General features: G+C 64.6%; 30 protein-coding genes, 1 tRNA gene and 1 pseudogene. 5 read left to right on the top strand and 27 right to left on the bottom strand.

Translation table 11 applies throughout. From position 1 onward, the window contains the following. A pseudogene (locus ACE04A_RS15340) lies at window positions 1-388 on the top strand (site-specific integrase); the annotation flags it as partial. 3 nt (window positions 389-391) lie between these two features. On the opposite strand, the gene ACE04A_RS15335 reads toward ACE04A_RS15340, so the two are convergent. The 21 genes from ACE04A_RS15335 to ACE04A_RS15235 all read right to left on the bottom strand — a co-directional run bounded on the left by ACE04A_RS15335 (window position 392) and on the right by ACE04A_RS15235 (window position 16,497). Further along, window positions 392-748 carry a phage tail protein gene (locus ACE04A_RS15335; RefSeq protein ID WP_485820271.1) on the bottom strand — a complete coding sequence of 119 codons (357 nt, stop codon included), beginning with the start codon at window positions 746-748 and terminating at the stop codon, window positions 392-394. A 69-nt stretch (window positions 749-817) separates the two neighbouring features. Beyond that, entirely contained in the window at window positions 818-1,090 is a 273-nt protein-coding gene (locus ACE04A_RS15330; RefSeq protein ID WP_485820270.1) for a hypothetical protein, read from the bottom strand. A gap of 180 nt (window positions 1,091-1,270) precedes the next feature. Then, complete coding sequence (locus ACE04A_RS15325; protein WP_485820269.1) at window positions 1,271-3,331, bottom strand: hypothetical protein; 2,061 nt, start codon at window positions 3,329-3,331, stop codon at window positions 1,271-1,273. Then, window positions 3,331-3,996: a baseplate wedge 1 family protein gene (locus ACE04A_RS15320; RefSeq protein ID WP_448717404.1), complete on the bottom strand. Its 666-nt coding sequence runs from the start codon at window positions 3,994-3,996 to the stop codon at window positions 3,331-3,333. The genes ACE04A_RS15325 and ACE04A_RS15320 overlap by 1 nt, the downstream gene beginning before the upstream one ends. After that, window positions 3,996-5,447, bottom strand: coding sequence for a hypothetical protein (locus tag ACE04A_RS15315; protein ID WP_448717405.1), 1,452 nt, complete (start codon window positions 5,445-5,447; stop codon window positions 3,996-3,998). Before ACE04A_RS15315 ends, ACE04A_RS15320 begins: the two co-directional genes overlap by 1 nt. 33 nt (window positions 5,448-5,480) lie before the next feature. Then, window positions 5,481-5,885 (bottom strand): contractile injection system sheath initiator, encoded by a 405-nt coding sequence (locus ACE04A_RS15310; protein ID WP_259245883.1) that lies wholly within the window; start codon window positions 5,883-5,885, stop codon window positions 5,481-5,483. Then, a complete protein-coding gene (locus ACE04A_RS15305; protein ID WP_448717406.1) occupies window positions 5,885-6,580 on the bottom strand; it encodes a Gp138 family membrane-puncturing spike protein in 696 nt (231 codons plus the stop codon). The genes ACE04A_RS15310 and ACE04A_RS15305 overlap by 1 nt, the downstream gene beginning before the upstream one ends. Further along, the gene (locus ACE04A_RS15300) at window positions 6,577-7,542 is read right to left on the bottom strand and encodes a phage protein (RefSeq protein WP_448717407.1); all 966 of its coding nucleotides are present in this window, start codon (window positions 7,540-7,542) and stop codon (window positions 6,577-6,579) included. The genes ACE04A_RS15305 and ACE04A_RS15300 overlap by 4 nt, the downstream gene beginning before the upstream one ends. After that, window positions 7,529-7,861 (bottom strand): phage baseplate plug family protein, encoded by a 333-nt coding sequence (locus ACE04A_RS15295; RefSeq protein WP_448717408.1) that lies wholly within the window; start codon window positions 7,859-7,861, stop codon window positions 7,529-7,531. The genes ACE04A_RS15300 and ACE04A_RS15295 overlap by 14 nt, the downstream gene beginning before the upstream one ends. Beyond that, on the bottom strand, window positions 7,858-8,445 hold the full coding sequence (locus ACE04A_RS15290) for a phage baseplate protein (RefSeq protein WP_448717409.1): 588 nt from the start codon (window positions 8,443-8,445) through the stop codon (window positions 7,858-7,860). Before ACE04A_RS15290 ends, ACE04A_RS15295 begins: the two co-directional genes overlap by 4 nt. 8 nt (window positions 8,446-8,453) lie before the next feature. Continuing rightward, on the bottom strand, window positions 8,454-10,826 hold the full coding sequence (locus ACE04A_RS15285; RefSeq protein WP_485820268.1) for a tape measure protein: 2,373 nt from the start codon (window positions 10,824-10,826) through the stop codon (window positions 8,454-8,456). Between the two features lie 2 nt (window positions 10,827-10,828). After that, window positions 10,829-10,978: a hypothetical protein gene (locus ACE04A_RS15280; RefSeq protein WP_164741192.1), complete on the bottom strand. Its 150-nt coding sequence runs from the start codon at window positions 10,976-10,978 to the stop codon at window positions 10,829-10,831. Continuing rightward, the gene (locus ACE04A_RS15275) at window positions 10,975-11,460 is read right to left on the bottom strand and encodes a phage tail assembly chaperone (RefSeq protein ID WP_485820267.1); all 486 of its coding nucleotides are present in this window, start codon (window positions 11,458-11,460) and stop codon (window positions 10,975-10,977) included. Before ACE04A_RS15275 ends, ACE04A_RS15280 begins: the two co-directional genes overlap by 4 nt. Next, a complete protein-coding gene (locus tag ACE04A_RS15270) occupies window positions 11,460-11,888 on the bottom strand; it encodes a phage structural protein (protein WP_105557420.1) in 429 nt (142 codons plus the stop codon). Before ACE04A_RS15270 ends, ACE04A_RS15275 begins: the two co-directional genes overlap by 1 nt. Before the next feature lie 13 nt (window positions 11,889-11,901). Further along, window positions 11,902-13,260 carry a DUF3383 family protein gene (locus ACE04A_RS15265; RefSeq protein ID WP_448717413.1) on the bottom strand — a complete coding sequence of 453 codons (1,359 nt, stop codon included), beginning with the start codon at window positions 13,258-13,260 and terminating at the stop codon, window positions 11,902-11,904. A 62-nt stretch (window positions 13,261-13,322) separates the two neighbouring features. Continuing rightward, entirely contained in the window at window positions 13,323-13,847 is a 525-nt protein-coding gene (locus tag ACE04A_RS15260) for a phage neck terminator protein (RefSeq protein ID WP_279997370.1), read from the bottom strand. Window positions 13,848-13,937: 90 nt separating this feature from the next. Further along, entirely contained in the window at window positions 13,938-14,219 is a 282-nt protein-coding gene (locus ACE04A_RS15255) for a hypothetical protein (RefSeq protein WP_100856772.1), read from the bottom strand. After that, window positions 14,216-14,626, bottom strand: coding sequence for a hypothetical protein (locus tag ACE04A_RS15250; protein WP_279997369.1), 411 nt, complete (start codon window positions 14,624-14,626; stop codon window positions 14,216-14,218). Before ACE04A_RS15250 ends, ACE04A_RS15255 begins: the two co-directional genes overlap by 4 nt. 92 nt (window positions 14,627-14,718) lie before the next feature. Beyond that, window positions 14,719-15,402: a hypothetical protein gene (locus ACE04A_RS15245; RefSeq protein ID WP_259245872.1), complete on the bottom strand. Its 684-nt coding sequence runs from the start codon at window positions 15,400-15,402 to the stop codon at window positions 14,719-14,721. Next, window positions 15,389-16,261, bottom strand: coding sequence for a YdaU family protein (locus ACE04A_RS15240; protein WP_448717415.1), 873 nt, complete (start codon window positions 16,259-16,261; stop codon window positions 15,389-15,391). The genes ACE04A_RS15245 and ACE04A_RS15240 overlap by 14 nt, the downstream gene beginning before the upstream one ends. After that, window positions 16,258-16,497 carry a transcriptional regulator gene (locus ACE04A_RS15235; RefSeq protein WP_259245870.1) on the bottom strand — a complete coding sequence of 80 codons (240 nt, stop codon included), beginning with the start codon at window positions 16,495-16,497 and terminating at the stop codon, window positions 16,258-16,260. Before ACE04A_RS15235 ends, ACE04A_RS15240 begins: the two co-directional genes overlap by 4 nt. A gap of 71 nt (window positions 16,498-16,568) precedes the next feature. Here ACE04A_RS15235 and ACE04A_RS15230 point away from each other — a divergent pair, with 71 nt between their 5' ends. Continuing rightward, window positions 16,569-17,642 carry a S24 family peptidase gene (locus ACE04A_RS15230; RefSeq protein ID WP_448717416.1) on the top strand — a complete coding sequence of 358 codons (1,074 nt, stop codon included), beginning with the start codon at window positions 16,569-16,571 and terminating at the stop codon, window positions 17,640-17,642. Between the two features lie 57 nt (window positions 17,643-17,699). Here the strand turns inward: ACE04A_RS15230 and ACE04A_RS15225 are convergent, their stop codons facing one another. Both ACE04A_RS15225 and ACE04A_RS15220 read right to left on the bottom strand, forming a co-directional pair. Then, on the bottom strand, window positions 17,700-18,149 hold the full coding sequence (locus tag ACE04A_RS15225; RefSeq protein ID WP_050449796.1) for a PA2169 family four-helix-bundle protein: 450 nt from the start codon (window positions 18,147-18,149) through the stop codon (window positions 17,700-17,702). 164 nt (window positions 18,150-18,313) lie between these two features. Then, entirely contained in the window at window positions 18,314-18,922 is a 609-nt protein-coding gene (locus tag ACE04A_RS15220; RefSeq protein ID WP_448717417.1) for a glutathione S-transferase family protein, read from the bottom strand. A 112-nt stretch (window positions 18,923-19,034) separates the two neighbouring features. On the opposite strand from ACE04A_RS15220, the gene ACE04A_RS15215 reads away from it, so the two are divergent. Continuing rightward, on the top strand, window positions 19,035-20,045 hold the full coding sequence (locus ACE04A_RS15215; RefSeq protein WP_485820266.1) for a helix-turn-helix transcriptional regulator: 1,011 nt from the start codon (window positions 19,035-19,037) through the stop codon (window positions 20,043-20,045). Between the two features lie 179 nt (window positions 20,046-20,224). Here ACE04A_RS15215 and ACE04A_RS15210 read toward each other — a convergent pair. After that, window positions 20,225-20,300, bottom strand: a tRNA-His gene (locus ACE04A_RS15210). Between the two features lie 210 nt (window positions 20,301-20,510). On the opposite strand from ACE04A_RS15210, the gene cls reads away from it, so the two are divergent. Beyond that, window positions 20,511-21,968: a cardiolipin synthase gene (gene cls / locus ACE04A_RS15205; protein WP_485820265.1), complete on the top strand. Its 1,458-nt coding sequence runs from the start codon at window positions 20,511-20,513 to the stop codon at window positions 21,966-21,968. 32 nt (window positions 21,969-22,000) lie between these two features. Then, window positions 22,001-22,915 (top strand): LysR family transcriptional regulator, encoded by a 915-nt coding sequence (locus tag ACE04A_RS15200; protein WP_438857462.1) that lies wholly within the window; start codon window positions 22,001-22,003, stop codon window positions 22,913-22,915. A 76-nt stretch (window positions 22,916-22,991) separates the two neighbouring features. On the opposite strand, the gene ACE04A_RS15195 is transcribed toward ACE04A_RS15200, so the two are convergent. The 3 genes from ACE04A_RS15195 to ACE04A_RS15185 are packed head-to-tail and all read right to left on the bottom strand — an operon-like array spanning window position 22,992 to window position 25,971. Further along, on the bottom strand, window positions 22,992-23,783 hold the full coding sequence (locus ACE04A_RS15195) for an enoyl-CoA hydratase (protein WP_448717420.1): 792 nt from the start codon (window positions 23,781-23,783) through the stop codon (window positions 22,992-22,994). Between the two features lie 11 nt (window positions 23,784-23,794). Then, window positions 23,795-24,769 (bottom strand): Bug family tripartite tricarboxylate transporter substrate binding protein, encoded by a 975-nt coding sequence (locus tag ACE04A_RS15190; protein ID WP_448717422.1) that lies wholly within the window; start codon window positions 24,767-24,769, stop codon window positions 23,795-23,797. Window positions 24,770-24,789: 20 nt separating this feature from the next. Next, complete coding sequence (locus ACE04A_RS15185) at window positions 24,790-25,971, bottom strand: CaiB/BaiF CoA transferase family protein (protein WP_448717423.1); 1,182 nt, start codon at window positions 25,969-25,971, stop codon at window positions 24,790-24,792. Window positions 25,972-25,999: the final 28 nt, after the last annotated feature.

Here is a 25,999-nt window from a genome sequence, read left to right as displayed (position 1 = left end):
CACCGGCAAGCCTCTGCGCGGCCGCATATTCCAAATGCAGCCAAGCTCTGTCACGCGGGCCTTCATCCGGGCCCGTCGACGCGCTCGCTTGCGCTATGAAGGTATGTGTCGCCATTACGGCCGTAGGCCGAATAGCGCCTATTTCCGCGACCTGCGGTTTCATGACCTGCGACACGAAGGCACGTCGCAGCTTGCTACGGTTTTCCAGATTCATGAACTGGCTAAGGTCAACGGCAACGTGGACACCCGGATGCTGCTGCGCTATTACCACCCGCACGGCCGAGAGCTAGCCCAGAAGCTGGTGCGCAGCCCGCTGGGGCGACGCCAACTGGAAGACATGCGCCGTGAGCGCGATCTCGAGTCGAAGGCTTTGCCTCTGGCGGCTTAGAACCTACGTCTCATCCGAAACCGTTTCGAACGGTCGCGGCGGTTCTACCGCGGTCAGCCATGCCGGTAGTTCCCCCCAGCCCGGGTAGCTAACGTTGCCGCCTACGCCACCATGCTCCGCACCGATCGAGTAAGGCGCGCTAGTCTCCACCACCCATAAAGGCGTGGTGCGATAGTCCTCGACCATAATCCAAGCTTCGCCCACCCGCAGGGGCCATTTTCCTGCGGGCGGGGCTGGCGGCGCATCCTCGAATGCGCCATAGGGAATATTGAATGCGTCAGGCGTGAGCGCGAGCTCGTTGGCGATGGACTTGTACATATATAGACCGCCTTCGCCGGTCTGGAATACGTCTTTCTGCATATTGTTTTCCTAAGAGGTGAAATTTGCACTGCAAATGCGAGACTGCTGGGCGGCCGGCAGTCTCAGCAGTTACAGGCCCACGCTCACGCCTTCAATTATTCGAACCGCGCGCCCGTTTCCGGTAATCAAGCGGTACTCGACGGTGCCGGCAACCTTGCGTTCTCCACAACGAATGCAGGTGGCACCGAAACTCGTCCGGTCAACACTGCATATCATCCGCGAGTCCATGCGTAGCGTCACCTTCACTGCAAATGCGAGAAGCGTCGGATCGAGCCAGCGAGACGCAGCCCAGAAGATCGTCGGCCAATTTGGAATGCGCAACACGGTGGACGTGGCGATCACTAGCGGAGCCATCGCACAAGGGGCAGCCGGCAACACTGCGGCAGTCGCTACATCTGGGACTGGTCCGTACGTCATCATGCAATTCGACTCGTCCTTAACCACCCGGACTGCAACAGAAACTCGACCGGCAAATACCGCTTACCACCCGCGAATTCATGTCTAGCCTACATACGGCTGACGCTACACGTGGATTCGCGGGCAGTACGCTGCGTTTATGGGACGGGTTTCCGTCCCAGTGGATGGATTGACTCCAAGGTTGCTGGTGCCAGCCCTGAAGCCATGTACGGCGCTGGCAGCAAATGCCAAACCAGTCGCGGTAAATGCCGCGACTTGAAATGCGCTGCCATCAATGTTCACTCCGGGGTGCGAATGAGCTTGAAGCTTCTGTGTTTGCATACTTCCCAACGCCCTCGCATTTGCAGTGTCAGCGTCAGTCCCGGTAAACCGGCGGAACATATCGCGCAGGTCCGGGACGCGGAACGTGTTTGCGTCGATATTGACGAAGTAATGGCCGCCCCTGCGCGCTTCCCAATTGGCCTGCGTCAGCACCAAGCCATTTTCTTGCGCGTAACCCCAAAGGGCTGCATAAGCAGACTTTTGAAGAATGCCGCCCACGGCGTCTACCTCGCTGGCTAGTGGCGCGACGGTGTGGCCGTCCAGCGGTCGACCACAAAGCGGCGAGCGGTAGCCGGTATAGAAGCTGGTGGAGACCCAAATCCAAACTTCCGCGACCTCAGCCACCAAAACCGGCCCGATGTTGGTCGATGGCAAGTTGGCCAGGGACACGGCGGGTATGCGAGCGTCCAGCGCCGCCTGCAGGCCGTTTACTCGCGGAATATCCGAACGGGCAAAAGCCAGGTTGCTGACTGCAGCGACCTGGGAAACCGTCTCAAAGGCGGTGACAGGCTCCACCTTCCAGCCGCTTGCCCAGCCCGCAACGGACGCGCCCGTGGTGTTGTACTTCGCCATCACCTCCGACACCGTCACGGATGGGTACGACCAGGCTTTGTTCAGCTCGCCAAGCCAAATGCACAGGGCACCACTTGAGTCGGACCCAAACCGCACAGCCAGGTCCGATCCCACAGCACCGGCAACTATCGTCGCGCCCTGCCTTCCCCACACCTTGCTGGTCTGAGCGTACCCATGGATCAGGATCGTCACGGGCGGCACATCGGTCAGATACTCGAAAATCTCTACCCGAAGACGCATCATCGTGTTCGCACTGATCGCAGCCGGAGGCAAGGTGATCTTCATTGCACCGGTAACAGTGGCTGTATGCGTCGAAAAGCCGCCACCATCAGGCAACACGACATGCGCCGTTTGACCCGATGTTGAATTGGAACCGTACTGGCTACCAATCGCCGCGCCAGTGCCCAAGAGAATCGGACCGCTGACATCACCGCCTGCTTTTGGCAACGCTTGAATGTCGGACAGCACCTGCGCCGGTGTCCGCGCCACCAGCGCGCCGGTTCCCGCACCCGTCACATAGGAACCCGCGGCAACGGTGGCCAGACCCGTACCGCCCCGCGCCACCGGCAAGGTGCCAGCAGACGCCTTCGACACATCCAGCGCCGTCACATTCAGCGCCACATTGCCCGAGCCATCAAAGCTCACCCCGCCCGCCGTGGCCCCGCCCGTGACGGAGAACAGGCGGGTCGTGGCCAGCTTTGTTGCGGTGGCCGCATTGCCCACGGCGACTTCGCCGGCCGCGGACACGCGGCCCTTGGCATCGACCGTGAAGGTCGGCACCGCGTTGGCGCTGCCGTAGCTGCCGGCGGACACGCCACTGGGGGCTAGCGTCAGCCCCAGCGACACGTTCGCGGTTCCATCAAACGACCCCGCGCCCGTCGCGTCACCGGTCGCGGCGATGGTCCGTGCGGTCGCCAGCTTGGTCGCGGCGCCGGCCGTCAGCGACGATGCCGTCCCTGACAGACGCGCCACTGGCACCGTACCGGCTTTCAGGTTGCCGGCATTCAGGTTTTGCTGCGCGTAGCTAAGCGCATCAAAACTCGTGGCCGAAAGCGGGCGACCGGTGACCGCCGCCAGGCCGTCCAACTGTTTGTACAGCCAGGCCAGACGTTCGTCGGTGGTCTGCTGCACCTTGTTGAATTGCTCCACCGAAGGCGGAACGGAGCCGATGAACGACCAGCCGGTCTTGTATTGCAGGTCGGTAATGCCTTCGGTCAGGCCATTCTGTGCCCAGGTTGATTTGAAGAGATCGAAAAAAGTAGGGTCTGCCATCAGTAAATCCCTCGCGCCAGCACGCCGACGCCAAAGCCAAAGAAACCTTGCTCGCGAAAGCCGAAGGGCTTTTCGGTCGAGCCGGTGATAAGTTGCACGCCGACGCCGGCGGCTTGGGGCACCCACTTGTAGGGGTTGGCCAAGAGTGGGTCGTTGGGGCCGGGAATGCGGCTGACCCAGATGCGGATCTTTGCGTTGCCGGCGTTCTGCACCACGACCCGCGTCACATCGAAGATCGGTTTGAGCGAACTGGCGATCTCCGGCGTGGTGCCGTGGCCGTTGTTCAACGCGATCTTCCAGTACAGCAACTTGCGGTACTCGGCATCCAGCAGCGTGGTGGACCCCGCCAGGGCGCGCTCGTTGGCGCGACGCAAGCGCGCAACGCCAAAGCTGCCCACGTTCGGCTGCCCGTCGAAACCGAAGAATCGGATGTAGATCGCTTCGTCAATGACGCGGGGCAAGCCCACGATCTCGCCGATGCCGTCCAACTGCCTGCCCACCGCCGTATCCAGCCAACGGTCTTCGTAAAGCGCGCGCAACGCGCCTTGCAGCCCCTGGGCGGGTTTGAGCAGCGCCTTTACCAGCGCTTCCAGCCGCCGCTTGGTTTGGAACTGCCCCAGCCAATGGCCCCAGGCCACCTGTGCATGGTCTTGGTTCAGATCCATCACGTCACCTCGATGCGCGACAGATCAAACGCCGCCACCTGAAAGTCCTGGATCGTGACGTTCGCCGCGCGATAGTCGGCGGGCGTCGGCTTGAATGCAGGGTCGGTCGAATACGCCAGCGCCAGGTCCACGGACGCCAGCCCCGGCGTACGGAAAATTGCGCCGTACAACCGTTGCAGGACGACGTCTTCGCCGATGCTGGATGCCTCGCCTACCTCGGCCAGGCTGTCGGCAATACGCTGAAAGCCGTCGGGCGGGAACGCTTGTTCGGACGGCGGCAACAAGGTGGTGGCGCAGCGCACCCAGAGATAGACGCGCTCGGGCCGGTCGAAACGGATCACCTGATCCGCGCCGTCCGCGTCCTTGACCACCACCCGGCGCTGGCCATGCGTATCGATGCCGGCCGCCACCACACGAAATATGGCGTCCGCCACTTCATCATCCAGGCCACCATCGGCTACCACGTGCACGCTGTGCGGCGGCCGGCCCAGCGCATCTGGCGTATCGGTGCTGTTCATGAAGACTTTGACGGTACGCACGCCAGCCACGCGGTCACGCACGTTGGGGGCAATGCTGGGTAGCGTGGCCGCGCCCAGCCGGAACAGGCCGGTCGGATAGCGGGCGCGCAACTCCGCGGCGGTTTCTGCCAGACGGCCCGCCACGCCCTCTTGCAGGTTGTTGACGGCCTCCCACCCATCAACCTGCGTGATGATGCCGTTCAAGTCCCCCACGGCGGCGCCTTCGGCCGCCGCGCCGATCGTGGTCGCCAAGGTGGGCGACCCCAGGCGAATCAAGGACAAGCTGGCCGACCACGCCAACGCCGCCGACTGGCGGCCGTCCGAGTGGATCCGCACGGCGGCGCCATCGCTCGACACCACCAGGCCGCTTGCGGCCAGCGCCGCCACCAATCCCGCCAGCACCTGGGGCAGGTTCGCAGTGGCGCCGCTTGTGTAGGAATAGTCCACGCCATCAATCGATACCGCATACGCGGTCTGCGGAGCAACGGCGGGCTGCAACGTCACATCCGCCGCCGCGCCGGGCAAGATCCGCGTGGCGCTGTCCACCGCCCACACATTCTGGCTGACGCGATGCCGCACTTGCGCCCCCGCCGGCACCGTCGTGCCCGGCGCGCCGTACAACACCACATAGGCTCGCGAAGGCTCGTCGCGGTAGCGCGACACGCCGGTAAACGACACGGAACGGTCCAGGGACACGCCCGTGGCCGAGCCCGGGTACATCGCGTAATACACGCCTTCGGCCTGCTCCCACAACGTGGCTTCGCGTTCCGCGAAGGTGTCGATCAGCAGGCCGGTAATACTGTCCGGGCGGGTTTCCACCGCGCCATTGAAGCCGGCGGATTGCATGCGCGCGCGCAGGTCCGCCACGATTTCCTGGCGGATTTCGGGCAGGCGCGGGCGTACGAACCCGTCCGGTGTGACACCGTAGGCCATAGGTACCTCAACAAAAGTAAGGGGAAGGTGGGACTAGGACGTGCTGGATGACGTGGGCGAAGGCGCGCCCGAAGACGCGCCCAACAGCACCACGCGATCCAGCCGCCCGAAGGACGTATCGGCTTGATATGTGACCCGCAGCACGCGCAGCTGGCGTTCCATCTGCAACTGCATCGCCTGCACCTGGGTCACCCCCGGCACCGCTCGGATCCGAGCGCGGAAGATGGCTTCGATGCTGGCGCGGTCGGGCGACTTCACCAACACGTCCTCGAAGTAGGGAACGCCAAAAGTGGTGTCCAGAAACCACTCGCCCATAAAGGCGAGCAAGGTCGTTTTGATCTGCTGCGCGATACGGTCGGCGCCATCCACGAATGAGGCGCGGCCAAGCAGATCCAGGTCCAGATCGTGGTCAGCGGACAAGGCAAGGTCCAGGGTCATCAGAGTGGCCCCTCGGTCGTGCCGCCCGCGTAGGCGTGGCGATGCGTGTCGCCGATGCTCTTGCCGTTATGGGTGACCGCGCCGCCTTCATAGGCCACGCCGCCGCGGATGCGCATCGACGCACCGCCCTGGCCGCCCTCGCCCGACATGCCTTGTGTATAGGTCAGCGGCCCGTTGATCGTGACCGGGGTGTTGAAGGTGGCTTGTTCCGCTTGCACCGTCCAGGTTTTGACTTGAAAAGTCAGGTCTCCGGCCGGCGACAGTTTCAACGTACCCGGCCCGTACTGGATGCTGACATTCTGCGTATCGGCCGCCATCGTGCCCGGCCGCAGCAGCGGCGAGGCAAACGCATCCGACAAATCAAACTGGCGCGGGTCATCCGGTGGGCCGTTGTCGCCCGCCAGCCAGTTCTCCAGCGCACGGGCGGAGAACGACAGCTTGATCGCGTCGCCGGGCGCCAGCGGCACCGAGATCAGCGCCTGCGCGCCGTTCACATCGCCCACCGGCCAGCAGACCGGCACGCGCACCACTTGCGGCGGCGGCAATACGTCGCCATTGGCCAGCCGCTTGGCCAGCGCGGGGCGAGCCGTGACGAAGGTGCCGTCATAGGCGACGACTTCGCCCGGCAACGTCGTGTAGACGTCCGCCAGCTCCGTCGCGATAAGACGGCGCATGAGGGTTACCGCGTTGTTCATGACTGCTCCTTTTTTGCGGAGGACGGGTGGGGATCAACCAGGGTCAATTCCGTTTGCCAATCCCCGCCTTCGCTATCGCCGGTATGGCGCACGGTTTCCACGCGTTGAAAGGCCGCTACCGAACGGCTTTCCAGCTTGACGAGATCACCCGGGCTGATGGTGGGCAGCAACAGCGACTTGACCTTCCAGCCGTCGCGCTGTTGCTGGCCGCTGGCGGGCGTGGCGGCTTTGGCGGCTTTGGCGGCTACGGCCGGCGCAGCGGCAGCCGCAGCGGCAGCCGCCTGCCCCGGCGCCTTTGCCTTCGCCTTCTCGCTGGCGGCGGCCCGCGTGCGTTCGGGTTGGCCCAACAGGCCAGTGTCCACGGCCAGCACAACGGCTTGTCGCCGCGTGGTGCCCAGCCGCTGCACAACCTGCAACTGCTGGTTCTGGATCGACCATTCCAGCCCGGTGCCCTGCGTGACCTTGTGCAGCGCCGTGCGGGCCGCGCCGTAAAACGAAAAGCCCTGCTCCCAGCGACGGTCGGGCGCATCGTCGGCCATGAGCAACGGCAGGCCCAACTGCCGCGCAATGTCGCGGATGATGTCGCTGGCGCGCGCGCCAGGCCCCAGGCCGATCGAGACCGCCGTGTCGCGCACTTCGATATAGCCGTCCTTGACCGTCAACTCCGTCACCACGTTCGGCTGGTCGTAGCGGGTATACGCATAGACGATGCTGCCGGACGCCATCAGCAAGGGGCCGCCCTCTTCCGCGTAGCCCGCATACAGCACGCAGCGCAGGCCGGGTTCTTCCAACGTGCGGCGGGTTTGCGCGGCCAGGTTGTACACGGTGATCTTGGCGTCGTTGGGTTCTTCGGCGGTGGTCTTTGCGATGTCGAATGTGATGCGGATCGGGGGCACGATTTCCAGTCCCTGCCCGCCGTCCTTGCCAACAAGCAGCCGGTAAACGCGATCAAACCTGGCCATCGGCCACCTCGTCGGCGTTGATGTAGAGCAGCGCCACTTCGCCGGACGGCAGCGCGGATCGGCTGATGGTGTCGCGGCGGTCCGGGGCCAGGGCCACCAGTTCGCCCGCGGGCACGGCCAGATGCCGGTACCCCGCCAACAAGCGGGTATCCGGCACCACCGCAATGCCCGCCACGATCAGTTCGTTGTAGGCGTTCTCGACAGCCAGCACCCATTGCCGCGCCTCGCTGTTCCACGACAGGCGCAAGAAATAAGTCCTGCCGTCCAACTCCATTTCCGTGAGACTGTCGTTGGCGTCCGGTACGAGTATCTGGATCATGTGCTCAGAATTCCTGACGAGTTGAAAATGCCGCGTTGCTTCTGGCTGGCGGGCACGCCGTTTTGCTTGCCGGCGTTAGCCTTGGTGGCCCCGGCCTTGCCCGTTGCGCTGCCCGAGGTTTTTTCCGGAGGGATATCCGCCTGCCGCAAGGTCACCTTGCGGATGCGCTTGAAGCTGGCGGATAGTTCGAAGCGGTCGCCGGCGCCGTTGCTGCGCCCGATGGAGCAGCTTTCCATCACGAAGTCTGCGTAGACATCCAGCCCGGTTGTGATGGTGATGGGCAGGCGGTCCGCATGGATCTTGCGCAGTGCGTCCTTGGCGCCGATCAGCTTTGACCGCCCGGCGCCCAAGGCCGCACTGCGCAGGCCGCCCAGCAAGCTGATGTCAGCCGCCGTCACCCAGCCATCCAGCGTCAGTTGCTCGGAATCCGCCACCACGTGGTCGGTGACCGGCGGGCCGTCTTCCACGGCAAACGACGTCACTCGGCTGGTGAGCGTGGTCTTTTCGTTGACCAGCGCGTCCAAGGGCAAGGTGCCGATGCTGCTGCCACCATTCCATCCGAAGATCATGGAAACAAAGTTCATTGCGACTCCTATGGGGGGCTCTCGACGCCGGGCGTCACGTCATACGTCTGCGACAGGCTCTGATAACTGCGTTGGTGGCCCTGACTCACGCCATCGGCCACCGCCCCACGCACAACCCCGGGATCTCCCCCCGAAACATTGACGACGATGTCGTTGCGGTTCTGGTACATGAATGGCGCGCGCCCGGGCAGCGCCTTGGGGCCGAACACATTGACCGAAGGCACGAGCGGACGCGAAACACCGCTTGCCACGGCCCACCATGCAGCTTGGTCGCCCGACGACGCGCCCGACTGCAAGCCCTGTTGCCCGCCCTGTTTCCCCTCCGACTTCCAACCATCCATCACCGACGCCTGCGCGTCCGGTTTGGATTTCAACGCGTCCGGCACCAAGCTCAGGAACCAGTCCTTGGCCACCTTTAGCTTGTCCAGCACCCAGGTCTGGATGGCGCCGCCGATCTGTTTGATCGTGGCCATCATCCGTCCGCCCATGTTCGAGAAGAACGTCCACAAGCCGTTGAACGCGCCCGCCCAATGCGCGATGGCGCCGTCCCAGTCGCCCTTGAAGGCGGCCACGACACCGTTGACAAGCTCGGTCCAGAACTGCCAGATAGACTGGATGTATTCAATGACCGGCCCCAGGAAGGAATCGAGGGCCATCGCCATCAGCGCATCCCAGGATGCCGAGATGTAGGCCTTGATCGCATCCCAGTTTTCCCAGATCTGCCAGAGCGCGACCGCCAGCATCCCAATCAACGAAATGATCCGGCCGATCGGCGTCATGGCAAACGCGTTCCACAGCATGGGCACGACGACGCTTGCCAGATTCAGCAAGAACCCGCCGATCGGGGACAGGATCTGCCACAGGCCATAGGCCAGCACGCCAATCGTCCCGAAGCGCTGCATCCAAGGGCCCAACGCCTCGCCTGCGCCGCCCAGCAGGTCCTTCACGAAACCCAGCACGGCCGACACGGCATTGAGTTCGTCCTGCCATTGCTCCACGCCACCGATCCAGCCGCCCAGCACGGAATCGCCACCACCCAGCCAATTGGCGATGTCTTCCCCAATCAGATAAATCGTGGTCAACACCGCCGCCATGCGCAGCATCGGCGCGATCGATCGCGTCCATACCGACAGCATCTGCATCGCACCCGCCGGCCCCCGGCGCAGCGCCATCGCGGCATCCAGCCCGAGCGCGGCGCGCGTGGCGGCGCCCAGCGATTGAAATAGGCCGACCGACAACACGCTGGCGCGCCGCAACCAGTTGCCCAGCGAGACCAGCCCGATGCTGGCGCCCGTGAGTGCCAGCAGCTTGACGACCGCGTCGATGTTGTCGGCCAGGAACAGGATCGACGCCGTCACCCCGTTCAGCACGCTGCGGCCTGCCGGCAAGGCCTGGCCCACGTAACGCTGCAAGGCGTCGTTGAACACCGTCATCGCTGCCGTGATGGACGCGGGTGCGGCCTCGGCTTCCGTGCGCATGGCGGGCAACTGCGACTGCAGCGCGGGCAACGCGCGGTCAGCCGAGACCTGGCCGCCTTGCACCTGCTGGCGCAACTGGCCTCGGTCCAGGTTCAGACCGGCGGCTAATGCTTCCTGCATGCGCCTAGGCAGCGCGTTGTACTCATCAAGGCCCAGGCTGCCCTGTTCCACCATCTTCAACAGCGCCGCCACGACGCCGCTCCGGTCGTCGGCCGGGGTCTGCGACAAGCGCATGCTCAAGGCCACCGCCTCGGTGATGCCAGCCGCGTCACGCGGGGAACGCCCGTGGTCTTGCAGCGTCTGCGCGGACCGGGCATAGGTGTCGACGTTGTCGGCATACGGCGTGCGGCTGGCGCGCGACACGCGGGCCAGGTCGCGGTCGGCCTCGGCCGCTTGCGCGCCCGACCCCGCCGCTTGCCGCAGGCGTTCCTGGATTTGCACCCAGGCATCGATGTCGCTCAGGATGCGCTTGAGCGGCGATGCACCTAGCGTCAGTTCAACAACGCCGCGCAAGCCGCCCAGCGCGGCCGCGTGCTGGCGCGGCGCCGGGATGCCGCCTTGCGGCCGGGCCACGGCGCTTCTCGCCTGCGGGCTTGTTGCCTGCGCACTTGTGGCTTGGCCGCTTGTTGCCAGCCCGCCTGTTGCCTGGCCGCTTGTGGCCTGCGTGCTTGTTGCGGGTCGGCTTATCGCCGGTCCGCTTGTCGCCAACACGCTTATCGCCTGCTGTGTACGCAGCACGCTGGGCAGCACGCCCGCAAGCGCCTGGCGCATCGCGGCGCTGGCCAGAACAGTAGCGCCAACCATGGATTGCAGCATGGCCTCAAACGCCTGCTGATAAGCCTGCAAGCCGGTGGTGTCCACCTGGTGGCGCAGCAGCGTCACCACCTCTCGTACCACGATCATCGTTACCTCGCCTTGTTATCTGCCGCAGCCTGCGCGGCCTGCTGGGCATCCATCAGCGCATTGAGCTTCAGGATGTCCAGCAGATCGATGTCGCCGCGCTTGGCGGCGTCCAGGCTGACATGGCGGGCCAGGATGGGCCGCCAGATGATCAACTCTCTTTCGAAACCTGCGTCGAACCGCCCGACAGGCTCGCCAGCTTCGCGCGGGCCGGACCAAAGCGGCCGGCCCAACGCGCCAAAGGGCCGGCGAAGTTGTGCTCAAGAATGTGGAACAACAGCTCCAGGATTTCGGCGTAGTCGGCAAAGGCCAGGCCGCGATGGGCCGACGTCAGCTTCTGGGGCTCGCGGCCGGCCAGCTCGAAGCTGACCAGCTCCGGGTCGATCAGGCGCTCGGCCCAACCGCCCAGGGCGTCGCCGCCCAGCTTCGCGGACAGTTCCCGGAACGCGTTCAGCATCGCGCTTTCGTCGCGGCCTTCGCTGGCGCCTTCCACGCTGAACACCGAGCTCAGCATCGACCCGGCGGCCGGCAGCACTTCCTTTTGCAGGTCGCCCAGCAGCTTCAACTGGCGGAACGGATCAAACCGCGAAATCCGGAAGATGGTGGTGCCGATGGTCACTTCCTTGACGGCGCTCATCAGGTATTGCCCCCGATCACGTTGATGGCCGGGCCGGTCTCGATCGTCCATTCGCGGCTGCCCACCTTGGCGCCGTAGCCGGCGTCGGGCATCTTGACGATCCACGCCGAATCCGAGGCGTGCAGCGACGTGCCGCGCAGATCGGTCACCGACACCGGCACGGCGCCGTTGCCCTCGGTGGCGCGGTCGGCCTGGTGCAGCGCGGTCAGCGCGGCGTTGCTGGCGCTGGTCTGCATCAGCGTCAGCGTGATGCGCAAGCGCGAATCGCGCGACATCGAGCGCGCCACCTCGCCGTCGACCCCGACGACAGAGGCGATGCCTTCGCCGATTTCGGTGACGGTGACAAAGGTGTCTTCGGCAAGACCCGAGATGGGCAGCGCGCCCATCACGATCTTCACCTGGTTGGGTGCGTAGGTTTTGACAGACATGGATAGGCCCCGATTACAGTTGTTGGTAGGTGAGGTTGCCCTTGATTTCGGCAACATGGATGGCGCCGGCAAGGCGGGCGCTGAAGCTCAGGTCTCGCAGGATGCGGTTGGCTTTGTCGTTCGTCGACACGCTGGCCGCGCGCGGCACGTTGATGACGAAGCCGGGAATCTTGCGGCCCGCGTCATCGATTTCATCGGGCGCAACCAGGCCTCGGCTCTGGCCCAGCAGCAGCGCCTGGCGGATGCCGTTGACCAGCACCTGGATGCCGGCGTCGGTGTACGGCACCTTGCCGTTGGCGTTGATCAGTTGCGACGCAACGTTGATCTTCACTTGCTCGGCCAACCAGTCACGGCCACGAATCACATCGATCCACTCGCCTCCCGCGACCTTGCCGTTCTGCGTCACGGCAAAGTTGCGCATCTGCTCGAAGGTGTTGGCGTTCTTGGCATGCGCGGCCAGTGCCTGGCCTTCGGTCAGGCTGTCATAGCTGACGCCCGAGAGCCGCGTGTTGGCCCACGTCTCGCCACCCGGATAGAAGGTGAAGCGGTTGGCGGCGACGGCGGCGTCCAGCGCTTCGCTGGCGGCCTGGCCGTGGTACCAGACATGGGTGCGGAAGAACTGCTTCTGCTGGCACTGGGAAGCGATGTCGTTGGACGCGGCGGCGTCGATGATGCCGGCCTGGGCGCTGGACACGCCGAACAGGCGCTCGTTCGATTCCACCCACTCGGCGGCGTCCAGCACATCGGCTTCGACACGGCTGGCCAAGGACACGCCGTACCAGTCGCCGTTCTCGCGCAGGCAGGCGTTCAGCGCGGCCGACGGCGTTTCGGTGCTGACCGGCGCGGCCAGTTGCAGGTTGCCCTTCACGGCGATGGCTACGGCTTGGCCGGTCTCGGCAGCGGTTACCGTGACTTCGGCCCCCGTGGCGGCTGCCGTCACCGGCGCATCGGTGTCGGCGATGGCGGCGGCCAATGCAGTGGCCAGGGTCTGGGGCGTGCTGTCGGCCAGGCCCGACGTCGCGACATCAACCTTCTGCACCACGCCTTGCGCGTCGCGCCACGACAGCGAAACCAGGTAATCCGACACGGCGGCGCGCGTGACGGTCACGCGGGAAACATCCACCTGACGGCGGCCCACGAAAATGCGCGCCACCGTCGGGATCTGCTTGAACGCATCGCGCACGGCGATGTAGAGCGGGTCGGTCGGCGCCATGCCCATGTCCAACAGCTCGCCCGGCTCGGTCAACGCCAGAATGCGGTTGACGGCCAGCGCGTGCGCGCCAAGGATCAGGAGGTCAGAAAAGTTCTGCTCCTTGATCGCCGTGGTGTTCAGCGAGATCGCCACATTGACGATCCGGTCGAGTTTTGCCATTTGCGGCTCCAAAAAAAAACCGCCCAACGGCGGCGGGGACTACGTTAAGAAGGCCTGCGGCGCTACTGCGCCGGGTCGGTCTTCGCGGAGAAAGAAGTTTCAAGGGCAGGCGTGGCGCCACCCGTGGTCGTGATCGTGCCGGTCACCGTTTCAATGACGCCGACAAAATCGGTATAGGTCTGCGCGTAGCGGATGCCCAGTTCAAGCACGCCCAGCCGCTCGCTTGCCGCGCCGGCGCTGTCGGGCGCCACGCGCTGTATGCGGCCAGCCTGAAACAAGGCCAGGCCCAGCGCTTCGGCCTGTTCTTCATAAGCGGGATGGCGCAAGACCAGGCCCATCTTGTCCAACGCACGATAGGCATCCACGCCCACGCTGCGCAGTTCGACGGTGGCGTCGCGATGGTCGTGCACCGGCTGGTTGCCGTCGTCATCGACGCGGCCCGTCTCAGCCGGTCCGGCCTCTACCCAGCGCACGGCCATCGCGATATAAGGCGACGGCGGGAAGGCTTCAGCGTCGTCGGAAAGCACCACCGGCACGCCGCCGGCAGCGGCGCTTATCAGGGTAAGGATTGCGTTGTCGGGCGTCATGTCGGCTATTGAAGGGTTCGGAGAAAAACAAAGCCCGCGAACCTTTGAAGGTTGGCGGGCTGCATTTCGTGTGGGCGCAATGCCCCGCGGCTATTGTCTCAAATCCGGTCCCAAATGCGCAGGGTTTTTATGAAGTGCGTGTCCCAATTCCGACCACGCGTAGGTCGCGGATTTTGTATTGCCGCCACAACGATGCACATGACCGGCATCCAGCAAATGGTCCAGCACCCGGCGTGCGCCGCGCCGCATGGCTTCTTGCGAGGCGGGCGTCAACGGCATGCCGCGGCTGACGTGCCGCAGTATCTCGGCCATTCTGAATTCCCGGCCCGGGTACGCGGCCAGCAGATCAATGACCTCGTGCGCGTACTTCATTTGAATTCCCTCCAGACCTGTTGCTTGAAGTTGCCCAGCGCCACCTTGTAGTAAGGCAGCGTGACGCCGATGGCGCGGCAGGCTTTCTCCTGACGCAGATGCGCGGGCAGATCCCCGTAGTCGGCACGGCGCGTGGTTTCCGCCTGCACCACGCGCCGCTCGACCAGCGGCAACGCTTCATACAGGGCATGCACACGGCGCGCGCGTTCGTGATTCACCGGGATGCGCAGCGGCTCATCGTCGTCATCGTGACCCGGCAGCGGCGGAAACGCGCACACGTCCGGCGCGTCTTGCATCATGCGGCGCGGGCCCGGCCAGTCGCCTTCCCATTGCGATCTTGCCCAGTTGCGAATTTCGTCTTCCACCCAACGCGGTATGCCTGCTTGCGTGCTTGCCCTTGCTTCCATTGTCTTGTTGCCTCGTGCTTGTTCGCGGATCGCGGAACCGCTTGGGTGCCCCGTGTCGCATCCCTTTTTTTGTTCCGCTTCGTGTCCCTGTGTCATGCGCCCTCCGGTTCGGTGGTGTGCCTGGCGTGCGTCAGCATCTCGGCGATGGCTTTGGTCGGGTGCCCGCCAAGCGCGATGCGCGCCTCCCATCGATCAATCCATTCGCGATGCGACCGGCTGCGGGGCTCCAACAGCTTTCCCGCCCCCATCTTTTTCAGCGCGGCTTCTGCCTGCGCGCGCGTGGCCAGCGTCTGGCCTGGCGCGGGCAGTGCCGCGCGCGGTGGCGGAATGTCGAGCCACGCGCCTCGGCTTAGCTCCTCGGTCAAGGTCCTTTCCCAGCGCGTTTTGATGGCGCCATAGTTGCTGTTGAGCAAATCCACCGTGCTCACGCCAACCGCCGCCCAATACACCGCGGGGTGCGACCAATCACCGGTCTCGCCGCGCCGCCGCGCCGACACGCCGCGCACGGCCTCGTGATAGGCCAGTTCGGGGATCAACCACGGGCAACACAGCTTCAGAAATTCGGGCAGCGTGGGCGGCCACTCGCGCGTCAGGCACGCAGTCAGCCCGCGCCTGACTTGCGCCTCGGTCAGCCCCGACAACTTTTGATTCCAGGAATCCTTCAACTCGCGCGGCGTCAGGCCTTCCCATTGCTGCGCGAACTTTGCGCCGTACAGCAGGTGCATTTCATTGACGACCAGCGCGCCCAGGCTGGTGGACGATTCAGTGACTTGCATCGATCACCCCCATGTCGATTTCGCCGCGACCCCGGCCTTCAGCCAATACGCTGCGCAGTTCAGATGACCAGTCGGCGCGTTGCCGTGCGCGGCTGCTTGCGGCGGCGCGCGGCCTATCGCGCGGTGGGTACAGCCCCAGATAGCCGCTGGCGATGCTGTGGGCAATGACCTCGCACGCGGCAATGCCCTCGGCGCGGTAGCCGGCAAGCTGTTGCAACTGCCGCCGCGCGCCCTCTTCCGTAATCGGCTTCTTGCGGGCTTTGCGATCCGCTACCCAACTAACCCAGTCAGCCCTGTCCAGCCATTCGGGCAATGCAATGGCGGTAGCGTCAAAGCCTGGAGTGCGCTGGCACGACCGGGGTTCCTTTTCTTTTTGGCTTTGGGTTCCTGGTTCTGGTTCTGGTTCATGGTTAGTTGCACGGGTGTTCAACGGCTGTTGCGCTGCCCCGTCCTGCTGTGCCGCTTCCAATGCCGCTTCGTCTGCTACTTCCCTTGCGGCTTCCCCTGCCACTTGCACCGGCCGGCAAGCCTGCCGCGCCCGCTTGGCCGCGCTGGCCTTGCCGGCCGCGGACTTCGCTTCCTTGTTGCCGTGGTAGCGGGCAATCTCGGCATCGCAACGTGCATGCCGCCAGCCTTGCTCGGTGTCCACGAAGAATTCGCCCAGCACCTGGACCACCGCGGCCTGCTCTTCGTCTGACCGCGCTATCAACAGGCGGCAGAGTTTGTCGACGTCCGCGCACAAGGGGGCTTCGGTGTCGTAATAGAGTTCGATCAGATCGCGATAGACGCTGCGTTCGATGCGCGTCAGGTGCCGCGTGGCGCTATTGAAATCGCCAATGTGATGGGGGTAGTAGTTCATTGCGCCTTCAGCCCTTCGGCCAGCTCCGGCCAGATTCGAATGCAATCCGTGGGACGCAAGTCGCGCCGGGTGACCCAGCCGCACGTGGCCTGCTCAATCAGGGCGCAGTGCTTGACCGGCACCGGCCGGCGCCCGGTGCGCCACTGGTAGACCAGCGCGGGCGATACCCCCACGCGCCGAGCCAGCGCCGCAGCGGTAATGGCCCCCTCGCAATCGAAATAGTCATGTAGGTTCATTACCAAAACTATAGCGGCGCTACATCTTATTAGCAAGCCATGCTATAGTTTAATTTGCATAGCATTGCTATATGAAAATGTGGACTATCGAAGAGGAAGCCGCCGCGCTGCGCGCACGCTTTGAAGGCGTGAACCGCGCGGCCTTTGCTCGTGACCACCACGTGAAGGGCGGCCAGGCGATGATTTATCAGCACATCACCGGCCGCCGTCCCATTGGGATTGAAGCGGCCATGGCTTACGCCGAAGGGTTTGGCTGCACGCTGGCTGCGATCAGCCCGCGCTTGGCGGCCGAAGCTAAGAAGGCCGCGTCGCTATCGGCTGCGGCACCACTTGCCGCCCCGGCCACGGACGTGGCGTGGCCCTTCGCTTCGGTGCCGCAGTCGCTTATCAAAGGCTTGGCCGACGATCAGCTCAAGCGCCTGGAAGGCGCCCTGCTATTGGCGCTGGGCCAGATGGGCGTCAAGACGAAGGCGGCGGCCGCGCAATCCAAGTCCCCGCAATCCAAACGCGGCGCGCTTTTGAATATCGACGCCATCGCGGACGAATTTCCCATGGCGCCGGTATCAGCAGCGCCCTGGGACCCGGACGGCGTCACGACGCATCAAGCCGAACGCATGCAGGCGCTGCGCATCAGCACCGCGGCCAATGTCGGCCACGTCGCCCACGCGGGCTATTCCGCCAACGACCAGGAATTCATGCCCATCCCCGAGCTGGATGTGCGCCTGGCCGCCGGCCGGCTTGGCATCGAGAACTATCACGAGACCGAGATCGGCGAAATCTTGCTGCGCCGTTCCTTTCTGGAATCGTTCAAGCTGCCGATCAACCGCATGAAGATCGTGTATGCGCAAGGCGACAGCATGGAACCCGTGATACGCAACGGCGGACCCATGCTGTTTTTTGAAGACCCCATCACCGACCCGCGCGAGATCGACCCGCGCACGGTCTACGCCATCAACCATGGCGGCAAGATGATCGTGAAGTGCATCGCGCGCGAACGCGAAGGCGGCTGGCTGGCCAAGTCCTTGAACCCGGCTTATGCGCCTTTTGCGCTTGAGAAAGAAGACGGATGCGAGGTTCGCATCGTCGGGCGGATCTTGTGGTCGCCTTATGATTTGCGCAATGGGGTGGATGAGCGCTTGCTGTAGGGGTGCGTCGAGGCTACACCTTTTAGGGGGGCTTGTAGGTGTAGCCCCGGTGACACCTTAGTTCGCAGCCTTGTAGCGATTCCGCAGGTCGCGAATCTGATCGTGATTTCGCACAACGCCGGCATTCTGCCGTTCCACGATCACGCGAATTTCTTCCGGCAGCGGTTCCTTCAGCGCGTCAGCATAGGCCGCCTTAGCCACGTCCTCGCCACGTTCGCACTCTTCCAAAATCGCCAGATCGGTGCGGCCGGCCACGGCGGCCTTCAGGTTGGTCCAACCGCGATGCACCGCGCCCGCGACCGTGCCGCTGTCTTCGGGCACGCCACCCAACTGCGCGATCACGGTTTGCAGCTCCGCGGCGCCCGCGGCGCAATCTTGCGCCCGGTTCCTGAATAGCTGCTGCAGCTCGGGGTTTTTCGTGTCATCGGCCGCGGCTTCAAAGCCCTTCTGTCCGTTCTTCGAGGTTTCGATGAGGTGGTTCAGTGTCTTGATGACGTTGTCAGCCATGTCCGGTCTCCTAGAGGATCTATCAAGCCGCGTGGGCGGCTTGGGAAACATGACTACAGCAAGTTCCATTCCCGGGTGGGCTTGAATGCGGGCGATTCGACAGCCGGAAGTTGCAACTAGATATCGGAGTCGACCCGATACACAGGCACAGGCCCGCCGTCGCTTCAGACCTCGCCTTGCATCGCAGGCCTGGCCTTGATCGTGCTCAGCCATGCCTGCACCTTCGGATGGGCGGCCACCGGCGCGCCCAGAAAGGCGGTGTAGCCGACCACCGACGCCACCACCAGGTCAGCCAGCGAGTACTTGTCACCCACCATCCACGGCTGGCGCGTCAGATGCGCATCCAGCAGCCCCAACAGCGAATCCAGATCGGCGATGGCCCGCTCGGCCTGGCGGGCATCGCGGCTTTGCTCGTCGCCGTGGGCGGCGACATACAGGCGCGAGACCACCGCGCCATACGTCACGTAGGCCCAGGTGCACCACGACATGGCGGCCAGCCGCTGCGAAGTGCCGGCCGCGGGCCACAAGCCCCGTTCGACGCCCCAACGTTCACCCAGCCACAGGTGGATGGCCAAGGCTTCGAACAGCGGCGCACCGTCCACGGTCAGGGTCGGCACCTTGCCGTTGGGGTTCAAGGCCAGGAATTCCGGGCGGCGCTGCTCGCCGGCCTGGATATCCACCTTGACGCGTTCGTGCGGCACTTGCAGTTCGGCCAGGGCGCAGGCGATGGGGGAGGCGCTGGACTGGGGGTACCAATGGAAAACGATAGACATGGACAAGCTCCGGATTGGGGGGAGTGCCGCGGCCCCATGGCCGCTGACGACGGACGAACTTTAAAATCCATTGCGGACAGTTTCCGCCCTTGATACAGGCTATCGTTGACCGATGCTCAGCTCCAGCAACCGCCTCCTGCGCCTACTTTCCCTACTGCAGACCCGCCGCCATTGGGCCGGCGCCGATTTGGCACAGACTCTGGCGGTGCATCCGCGCACGCTGCGCCGCGACATCGACCGGCTGCGCGAACTGGGCTACCCCATCCAGGCCAGCAGCGGTGTGGCGGGCGGCTACGCCTTTCGCGCGGGCAACGCCCTGCCGCCCCTGCTACTGGACGACGACGAGGCGCTGACGGTGGCCATCACGCTGCGCACCGCGGCCACGGGCACGGTCGGTGGCGTGGAAGAAGCTGCGCTGCGCGCGCTGGTCAAACTAGAGCAGGTGATGCCCACGCGCCTGCGCCACAAGCTGGACGCGCTGCGGTCGGCCATCGTGCCGCTGCCGAGCCGGGGCCCGATGATCGATGCGGGACTGTTGGCCGCGCTGGCCGCCGCCTGCCGCGACCAGTTGCGCGTCAACTTCGACTACGCGGACAGCCGCGGCCAGCCCAGCACGCGTCAGGTCGAGCCGCAGGGGCTGGCGCACACGGGGTATCGCTGGTATCTGGTGGCGTGGGATCCGGCGCGCGACGATTGGCGCACGTTCCGACTCGATCGAATCACCGGCGCGGTAACGCTGGGCGCGCACTTCGCGCCGCGTCCACCGCCCGAAGGTGGCGACCTGCGCGCCTATGTGACGCGGGCGGTGGGCCAGGCGCCCAACGCCGAAGAGGCACGCATCGTGCTGCATGCGCCGCACGCGTTGATTGCCGCGCGCATTCCCGCGTCGGCCGGCCAGGTCGAGGCGTTGGACGATGGCCGTTGCCTGCTGCGCTGCACCGGCCAGTCGCTGGATGCGCTGACGTATTGGCTGCTGGCGCTGGAAGTGGAATTCGATGTGCTGGCGCCGGCATCCCTGGCGCAGCGCTTTCAGAGCGCGGGCGAACGGGTCGCCCGCATGCTGCAACGGCGCGATACCGCTACCCCGCAGCAAGCAGACGGCCCGGCGGCGGCGAATGACTAATGCTTAGCTGACCTGCTTGGTCTGCTCGACTTTGGCCAACTGCTGCGGTGCGTGGTGAAGATCAAGAGCAGTGCCTGACCGATGCCACCAATCGCGGTTCGTGCCACCGTTGCAGAAACGGCGGGCAATAAAAAAGCCGCTCTAGGCGGCTGATTTCATGCTGTTTCCAGCGAATTCTTTGGGGTGGCTGATGGGGCTCGAACCCACGACAACTGGAATCACAATCCAGGACTCTACCAACTGAGCTACAGCCACCTCTGGGGTACTACTTCAGTAGCACTTTTCAGTTCTACTTTTTTCTCCTTGCCGCGCTTCAAACTGAAGCTCAGCAACGAAGAGGCCGAACTATAGCATATTTTTTGGGGCCGTCAAAAGCCCCGTATCTTCCTCCCCATTGCCAACGCCACGCACCTTGCTATCCTTCCGCATGGCTCAACCCCGGAGGCCGACTTTTACGTCATCGCTATGGATCGCATACACGCAATTTTGATCGATTACTGGCCCCATCTGGTGTTTGCCGTCAGCATCGTGGCGGGGACGGGGGCGGCGGTGCATGCCGCGATGACCAAGCAGGACGTCCGGGCGGCCATCGGCTGGGTGGGGGTGGCGCTGTTTTCGCCCTTGTTCGGCGCCCTGTTCTATTTTGTGGCGGGCATCAACCGCATTCGCAAGACGCGCGTGTCGCAACTGCGTGACGAAACCATGGTGGTGGACGCCGAGCAGGTCGACACCTTGCCCGTGGATGTCGCGGCGGTGTCCGGCCCGCAGTTTGCCTCGCTGAAGATTCTGGGCGACCGCGTCAGCCGGTTCCGGCTGCTGGGCGGCAATGCGGTGCAGCCGCTGGCGGGCGGCGATGAAGCGTATCCGGCCATGATGCAAGCCATCCGCGACGCGCAGCACGCCATCGCGATGCAAAGCTACATTTTCGACAACGACGAGATCGGCCGCGAAATGGCGCAGGCGCTGATCGAAGCGCAGGCGCGGGGCGTGCAGGTGCGGGTGTTGATCGACGCCATCGGCTCCAAGTATTCGCGTCCGCCCATCGTGCGCATGTTGGCGCGCGGCGGCGTGCCCGTGGCCCGCTTCATGACGAATCCGCTGGGCGTGCTGCGCATGCCGTATGCCAACCTGCGCAGCCACCGCAAGGTGCTGGTGATAGACGGGCGCGTGGGCTTTACCGGCGGCATGAACGTGCGGGCGGCGTTTGTGACCGCGCTGGCGGGCGACGCCGTCAATCACGACACGCACTTCCGCGTGGAAGGGCCCATCGTGACGCAGCTGATGTCGGTGTTTGCGCACGATTGGAATTTCACGACACATGAATCGTTGCCGGCTCGGCCCTGGTTTGATCCGCACGCATTGCCGCCCACCGGCAACGTGCCGATGCGTTGCGTGCCGTCCGGGCCGGACCGTGCGCTGGGCAGTTCGCACAATATTCTGCTGGGTGCACTGGCCGTGGCGCAGCGCCACGTGCGCATCCAGTCGCCCTACTTTCTGCCCGACCAGACGCTGATCGGTGCACTGGCCACCGCTGCGCGGCGCGGTATTCAGGTGGATATCGTCATCCCCAACAAGAACAACCTGCGCTTGGTGGACTACGCCATGTCCGCGCAACTGGACCAGGTGGTGCGCACCGGCTGCCGCGTGTGGCGCGCGCTTGGCACCTTCGACCATTCCAAACTGATGACGGTGGACGACGCCTGGGCCTACGTGGGTTCGTCAAACCTGGACCCGCGCAGCCTGCGCTTGAATTTTGAGCTGGACAGCGAGATCTATGACCCGACCGTGGCGCGCTGGATCGGCAACCGGATCGATGGCCTGATCGCGAATTCCAAAGCGGAAACCCTGGAAACCCTGACCGGCACGCCATTCGCCAAGCGGCTGCGCAACAAGGTCATCTGGCTGGCCACGCCGTATCTCTGACGCATCAACAACGGTCTCTGTAATCTTGCAAGATGCGCTACGAACTCACCGACCTCCGCCTGTTCCTTGCCATCGCCGAGGCGCAAAGCCTGTCGGGCGGCGCCAATACGGTCCACCTGACCGCCTCGTCCGCCAGCTACCGTCTGAAGAACCTGGAAATGGCCATGGGCGTGCCGCTGTTCAAGCGCGAGGCACGCGGCATGGAGTTGACGGCGGAAGGCGCGTTTGTGCTGAAGCACGTGCGCTCGCTGCTGGCCGGCGTGGAGCGCATGCATGGTGAAGTCAGCGGCTTTGCCAGCGGCCTGAAAGGCAGCGTCAAGCTGTTTGCCAACAGCAGTTCGTTGAACGGGTTCATCGTGCCCAGCCTGAGCCGCTTTCTGTCGGCCAACCCCAATGTGAACATCCTGCTGGAAGAGCGCTCCAGCAACACGATCGAGGCCGCCATCGCGGGGCAGGAAGCGGATATCGGCATCTTTGCCGGCCATGCCGAATCCGCCGGGGTGCAGGCCATCCGCTACGCGATCGATGAACTGATCATCGCGGCGCCGCTGAATCATCCTGTGGTGCAACATTCACCGATTCGTTTCCCGGCGGTGCTGGACCTGGATTTCGTCTGCATGAGCCGCGCCAGCAGCAACTACATCTTCTTGCGCGACATGGCCAAGCTGGCGGGCAAGACGCCCAAGGTGCGCATCCACGTGCACACCTTCGACGCCGTGCTGGCGATGGTTGAGGCAGGAGTGGGCGTGTCGCTGGTGCCGCGCAGCATCGCCGCCACCGCGTTGCGCGAACAGCGCATTGCGGCGGTGGCCATCAGCGAACCTTGGGCGCTGCGCGAATTGACGCTGGTGACGCAAGCCGACGGGCCGCTGTCACCGTTCGTGGAACAGGTGGCCGAGTACCTGCTGGACGACCCGATCGTTGCCGCGACGCGCGGCGCGGATTGATCGCCCCCTCGCACCTTAATCAACGCTTTAATCAACGCTTTAATCAATGCCTGATCATCGCCTGATCACCTTCTGATCAGCCCTTCCCCCCGCGCTTGCTGGCCAGGAATTCGTTCATGAACTTCTGCGGTTCGCCGGTGTTGAAGGCCGCGCCGAATTCCGCGACGCTGTCCTCGATGGCAGCGTCCACCGACATCGTTTCCCAGCGGCGCAGCAACTTCTTCTGCTGACGCAACGCCGCCGGCCCCAACGCGGCAAAGCCTTGCGCCAGCTTGTTCACCTCGTCGTCCAACTGCGCTGCGGGCACGGCGCCATTCACCAGCCCCCAGTCCTGCGCGCGGCGCGCGTCGATCAGTTCCCCCGTCAGCAGCAGCCAGGCGCTGTTGGCCGCGCCGATCAGCCTTGGCATCAGCGCCGCGTGGATCACCGACGGGATGCCGACCTTGACCTCGGGCATGCCGAACTTGGCGTCATCGGTGCAGATGCGCAGGTCGCACGCCAAGGCGAATTCAAGTCCCCCGCCCAGGCACCAGCCAGGGATGCGGGCAATCACCGGCACGGGAAAATGCCGGACGGCATTGCACAGGTCACGCAAGTTCGAGATGAAGCGCTGGGCGCTGGATTCGTCCAGCGCGGCCATTTCGGCGATGTCCGCGCCGGCCACGAAGGCGCGGTCGCCTGCGCCGCGCAGCACCAGCACGCGCACCGACTCGTCGTCCTGCAAGTGCGTGAGCGCTTCACGCAGGCCATTGATGACGGGCGTGCTCAAGATGTTCAGCACCCCGGCGTCCTGCATGGTCAGCGTGGCGATGCCGGCCGCGTCGATCTGGATGTCGGCATGGGGAAAGGACAGATTCTTGGTGTTCACAAGCGCTCCTCTTACTGCATTTTTTCGAATTTAATATCTTCGACCACCGACTTCCAGTGGCTGTTCGACTGTGCGATCAACGCGCCGAAGTCTTCCCGCGACATCGGGCTGGGCACCGCGCCCTGCCGTTCGATGGCATCCACCGTGGCCGGGTCCGCCAGGGCCTGGCGCACCGCCGCGTTCAGCTTGTCCAGCACCGGCGCGGGCGTGCCGGCCGGCGCGGCCAGGCCGAACCACGACGGGTTGTTCATGGCGGGTAACCCAGCCTCGGCATAGGTGGGCACGTCCGGCAGCACCTTCAGCCGCTGCTTGGCCGCCACCGCCAAGGGGCGGATGCGTTGAGCCTGGATCAAGGGGTAGGACGACGGAATATTGTCGAACACCACCTGCACCTGTCCGGCAACCAGGTCATTCAGCGCGGGGCCCAACCCTTTGTAGGGAACGTGCAGCATGCGCGTGCCGGTGGTCTTCATGAACAGTTCGCCATTCATGTGGCTCAAGCCGCCATTGCCGGAAGAGCCAAAGGCGTATTTGTTGGGATCAGCCTTCAGCAAGGCAAGAAACCCCGCCAGGTCCCGCGCGGGCAACGCCGGGTTCACCACCAGCACGTTGGGCACGTCGGCCAGGTTGCTGATCGGCGCAAAGTCGCGGACGGGGTCGTAGGCGCTTTTGGAATAAACGTTGGGGTTGACGGCGTGCGAGCTTTCCACCGCCATCACCAAGGTGTAGCCGTCGGCCGGCTGCTTGGCGGCGTAGGCCGATCCGATGCTGCCGCCCGCGCCCGGCTTGTTTTCAATGATGACCGACTGGCCCAACTGCGCGCCCAGCTTGTTGCCCACGACGCGCGCGATGATGTCGGTGGTGCCGCCCACGGCATACGGCACGACAAGGCGGATGGGCTTGTCGGGATACTCGGCGGCGGCCAGCGCAGGGGTGGTCAGGCAGGCCAGCAGAACCGCAAGCGGCAGTTTTTTAATGGATGTCATTGTTGTCTCCTCGGGGTAGTTCAAATCGTGGCCGGACTGCCCAGCACGGCGTCGGTGTGCTCGCCCAGCAGCGGCGGCGCCGCGCCCAGCGCATCGGCCGGGGTGCCGGCCAACAGCGGGTTGCGCACCAGCCGCATGTCGCCCAGCACGGGGTGGGTAGCGGTCTGGACCAGTTGCCGATGCAGCACTTGCGGATGCGCGTAGACCTCGTCCAGCGTGTGGATCGGCCCCCATGGCACGCCTGCGCCGTCGAACGCATCGGTCCAGTGCCGGCGCGGCGCGGCCACCAAGGCCTGCGCGACCAGCTCGCGCAAGCTGTCCAGGTTCGACAGGCGCGCGCTGTTGGTCGCGTAGCGCGCGTCCAGCGCCCATTCGGGATGCCCGGCCACGGTGCAAAAGCGTGCAAACTGGGCGTCGTTGCCAATCGCCAGGATCAAATGGCCATCGGCGCATGCGAACACTTCGTAGGGCGCACAGTTGGGATGCGCGTTGCCGCTGCGCTTGGGCGCCACGCCGGACACCAGGTAGTTGGCGCCCTGGTTGGCGTTAAGCGCCACGGCCACATCCAGCAGGCAGATATCCAATGGCATGCCCTGCCCCGTCTGATCGCGCTGACGCAGGGCAGCCAAGACTGCGGAAGTGGCGTACATGCCCGTCATCAGGTCGACCACGGCAACCCCGGTACGCAGCGGGCCGGCGCCGGGCGTGCCGTCAGGCTGGCCGGTGTAGCTCATCAGCCCACCCATGCCCTGGAACACGTAGTCATAGCCGGGCTTGTCGGCCATGGGGCCGGACTGGCCGTAGCCGGTGATGGACAGATAGATCAGGCGTGGGTTGATGCGTGCAAGCGAGTCATAGTCCAGGCCGTATTTGCGCAGCCCGCCTGCCTTGTAGTTCTCGACCAAGATGTCGGCCTGCGCGACCAGTTCACGCACGCGCGCCGCGCCCGCTTCCGAGGCGAAGTCGACGGCGACCGATTGCTTGCCCCGGTTGCACGCCATGAAATAGGCGGACATGGCCGCGCCGCCGTCGTCGGATCGCAGGTCGGGCGGGCCCCATGCGCGCGTATCGTCGCCGCGTGCCGGGTGTTCGATCTTGATGACCTCGGCGCCAAGATCAGCCAGGTTCTGAGTGCACCAGGGGCCGGCAAGAATGCGCGACAAGTCCACGACTTTGATGCCGCGCAAGGCGTTGTGAAGCATAGCGTCTCCGTTTCAACTGCTTTCGGAG

The organism is Achromobacter colocynthidis, from assembly GCF_057334535.1.
This window is presented reverse-complemented; position numbering and strand designations above follow the sequence as displayed.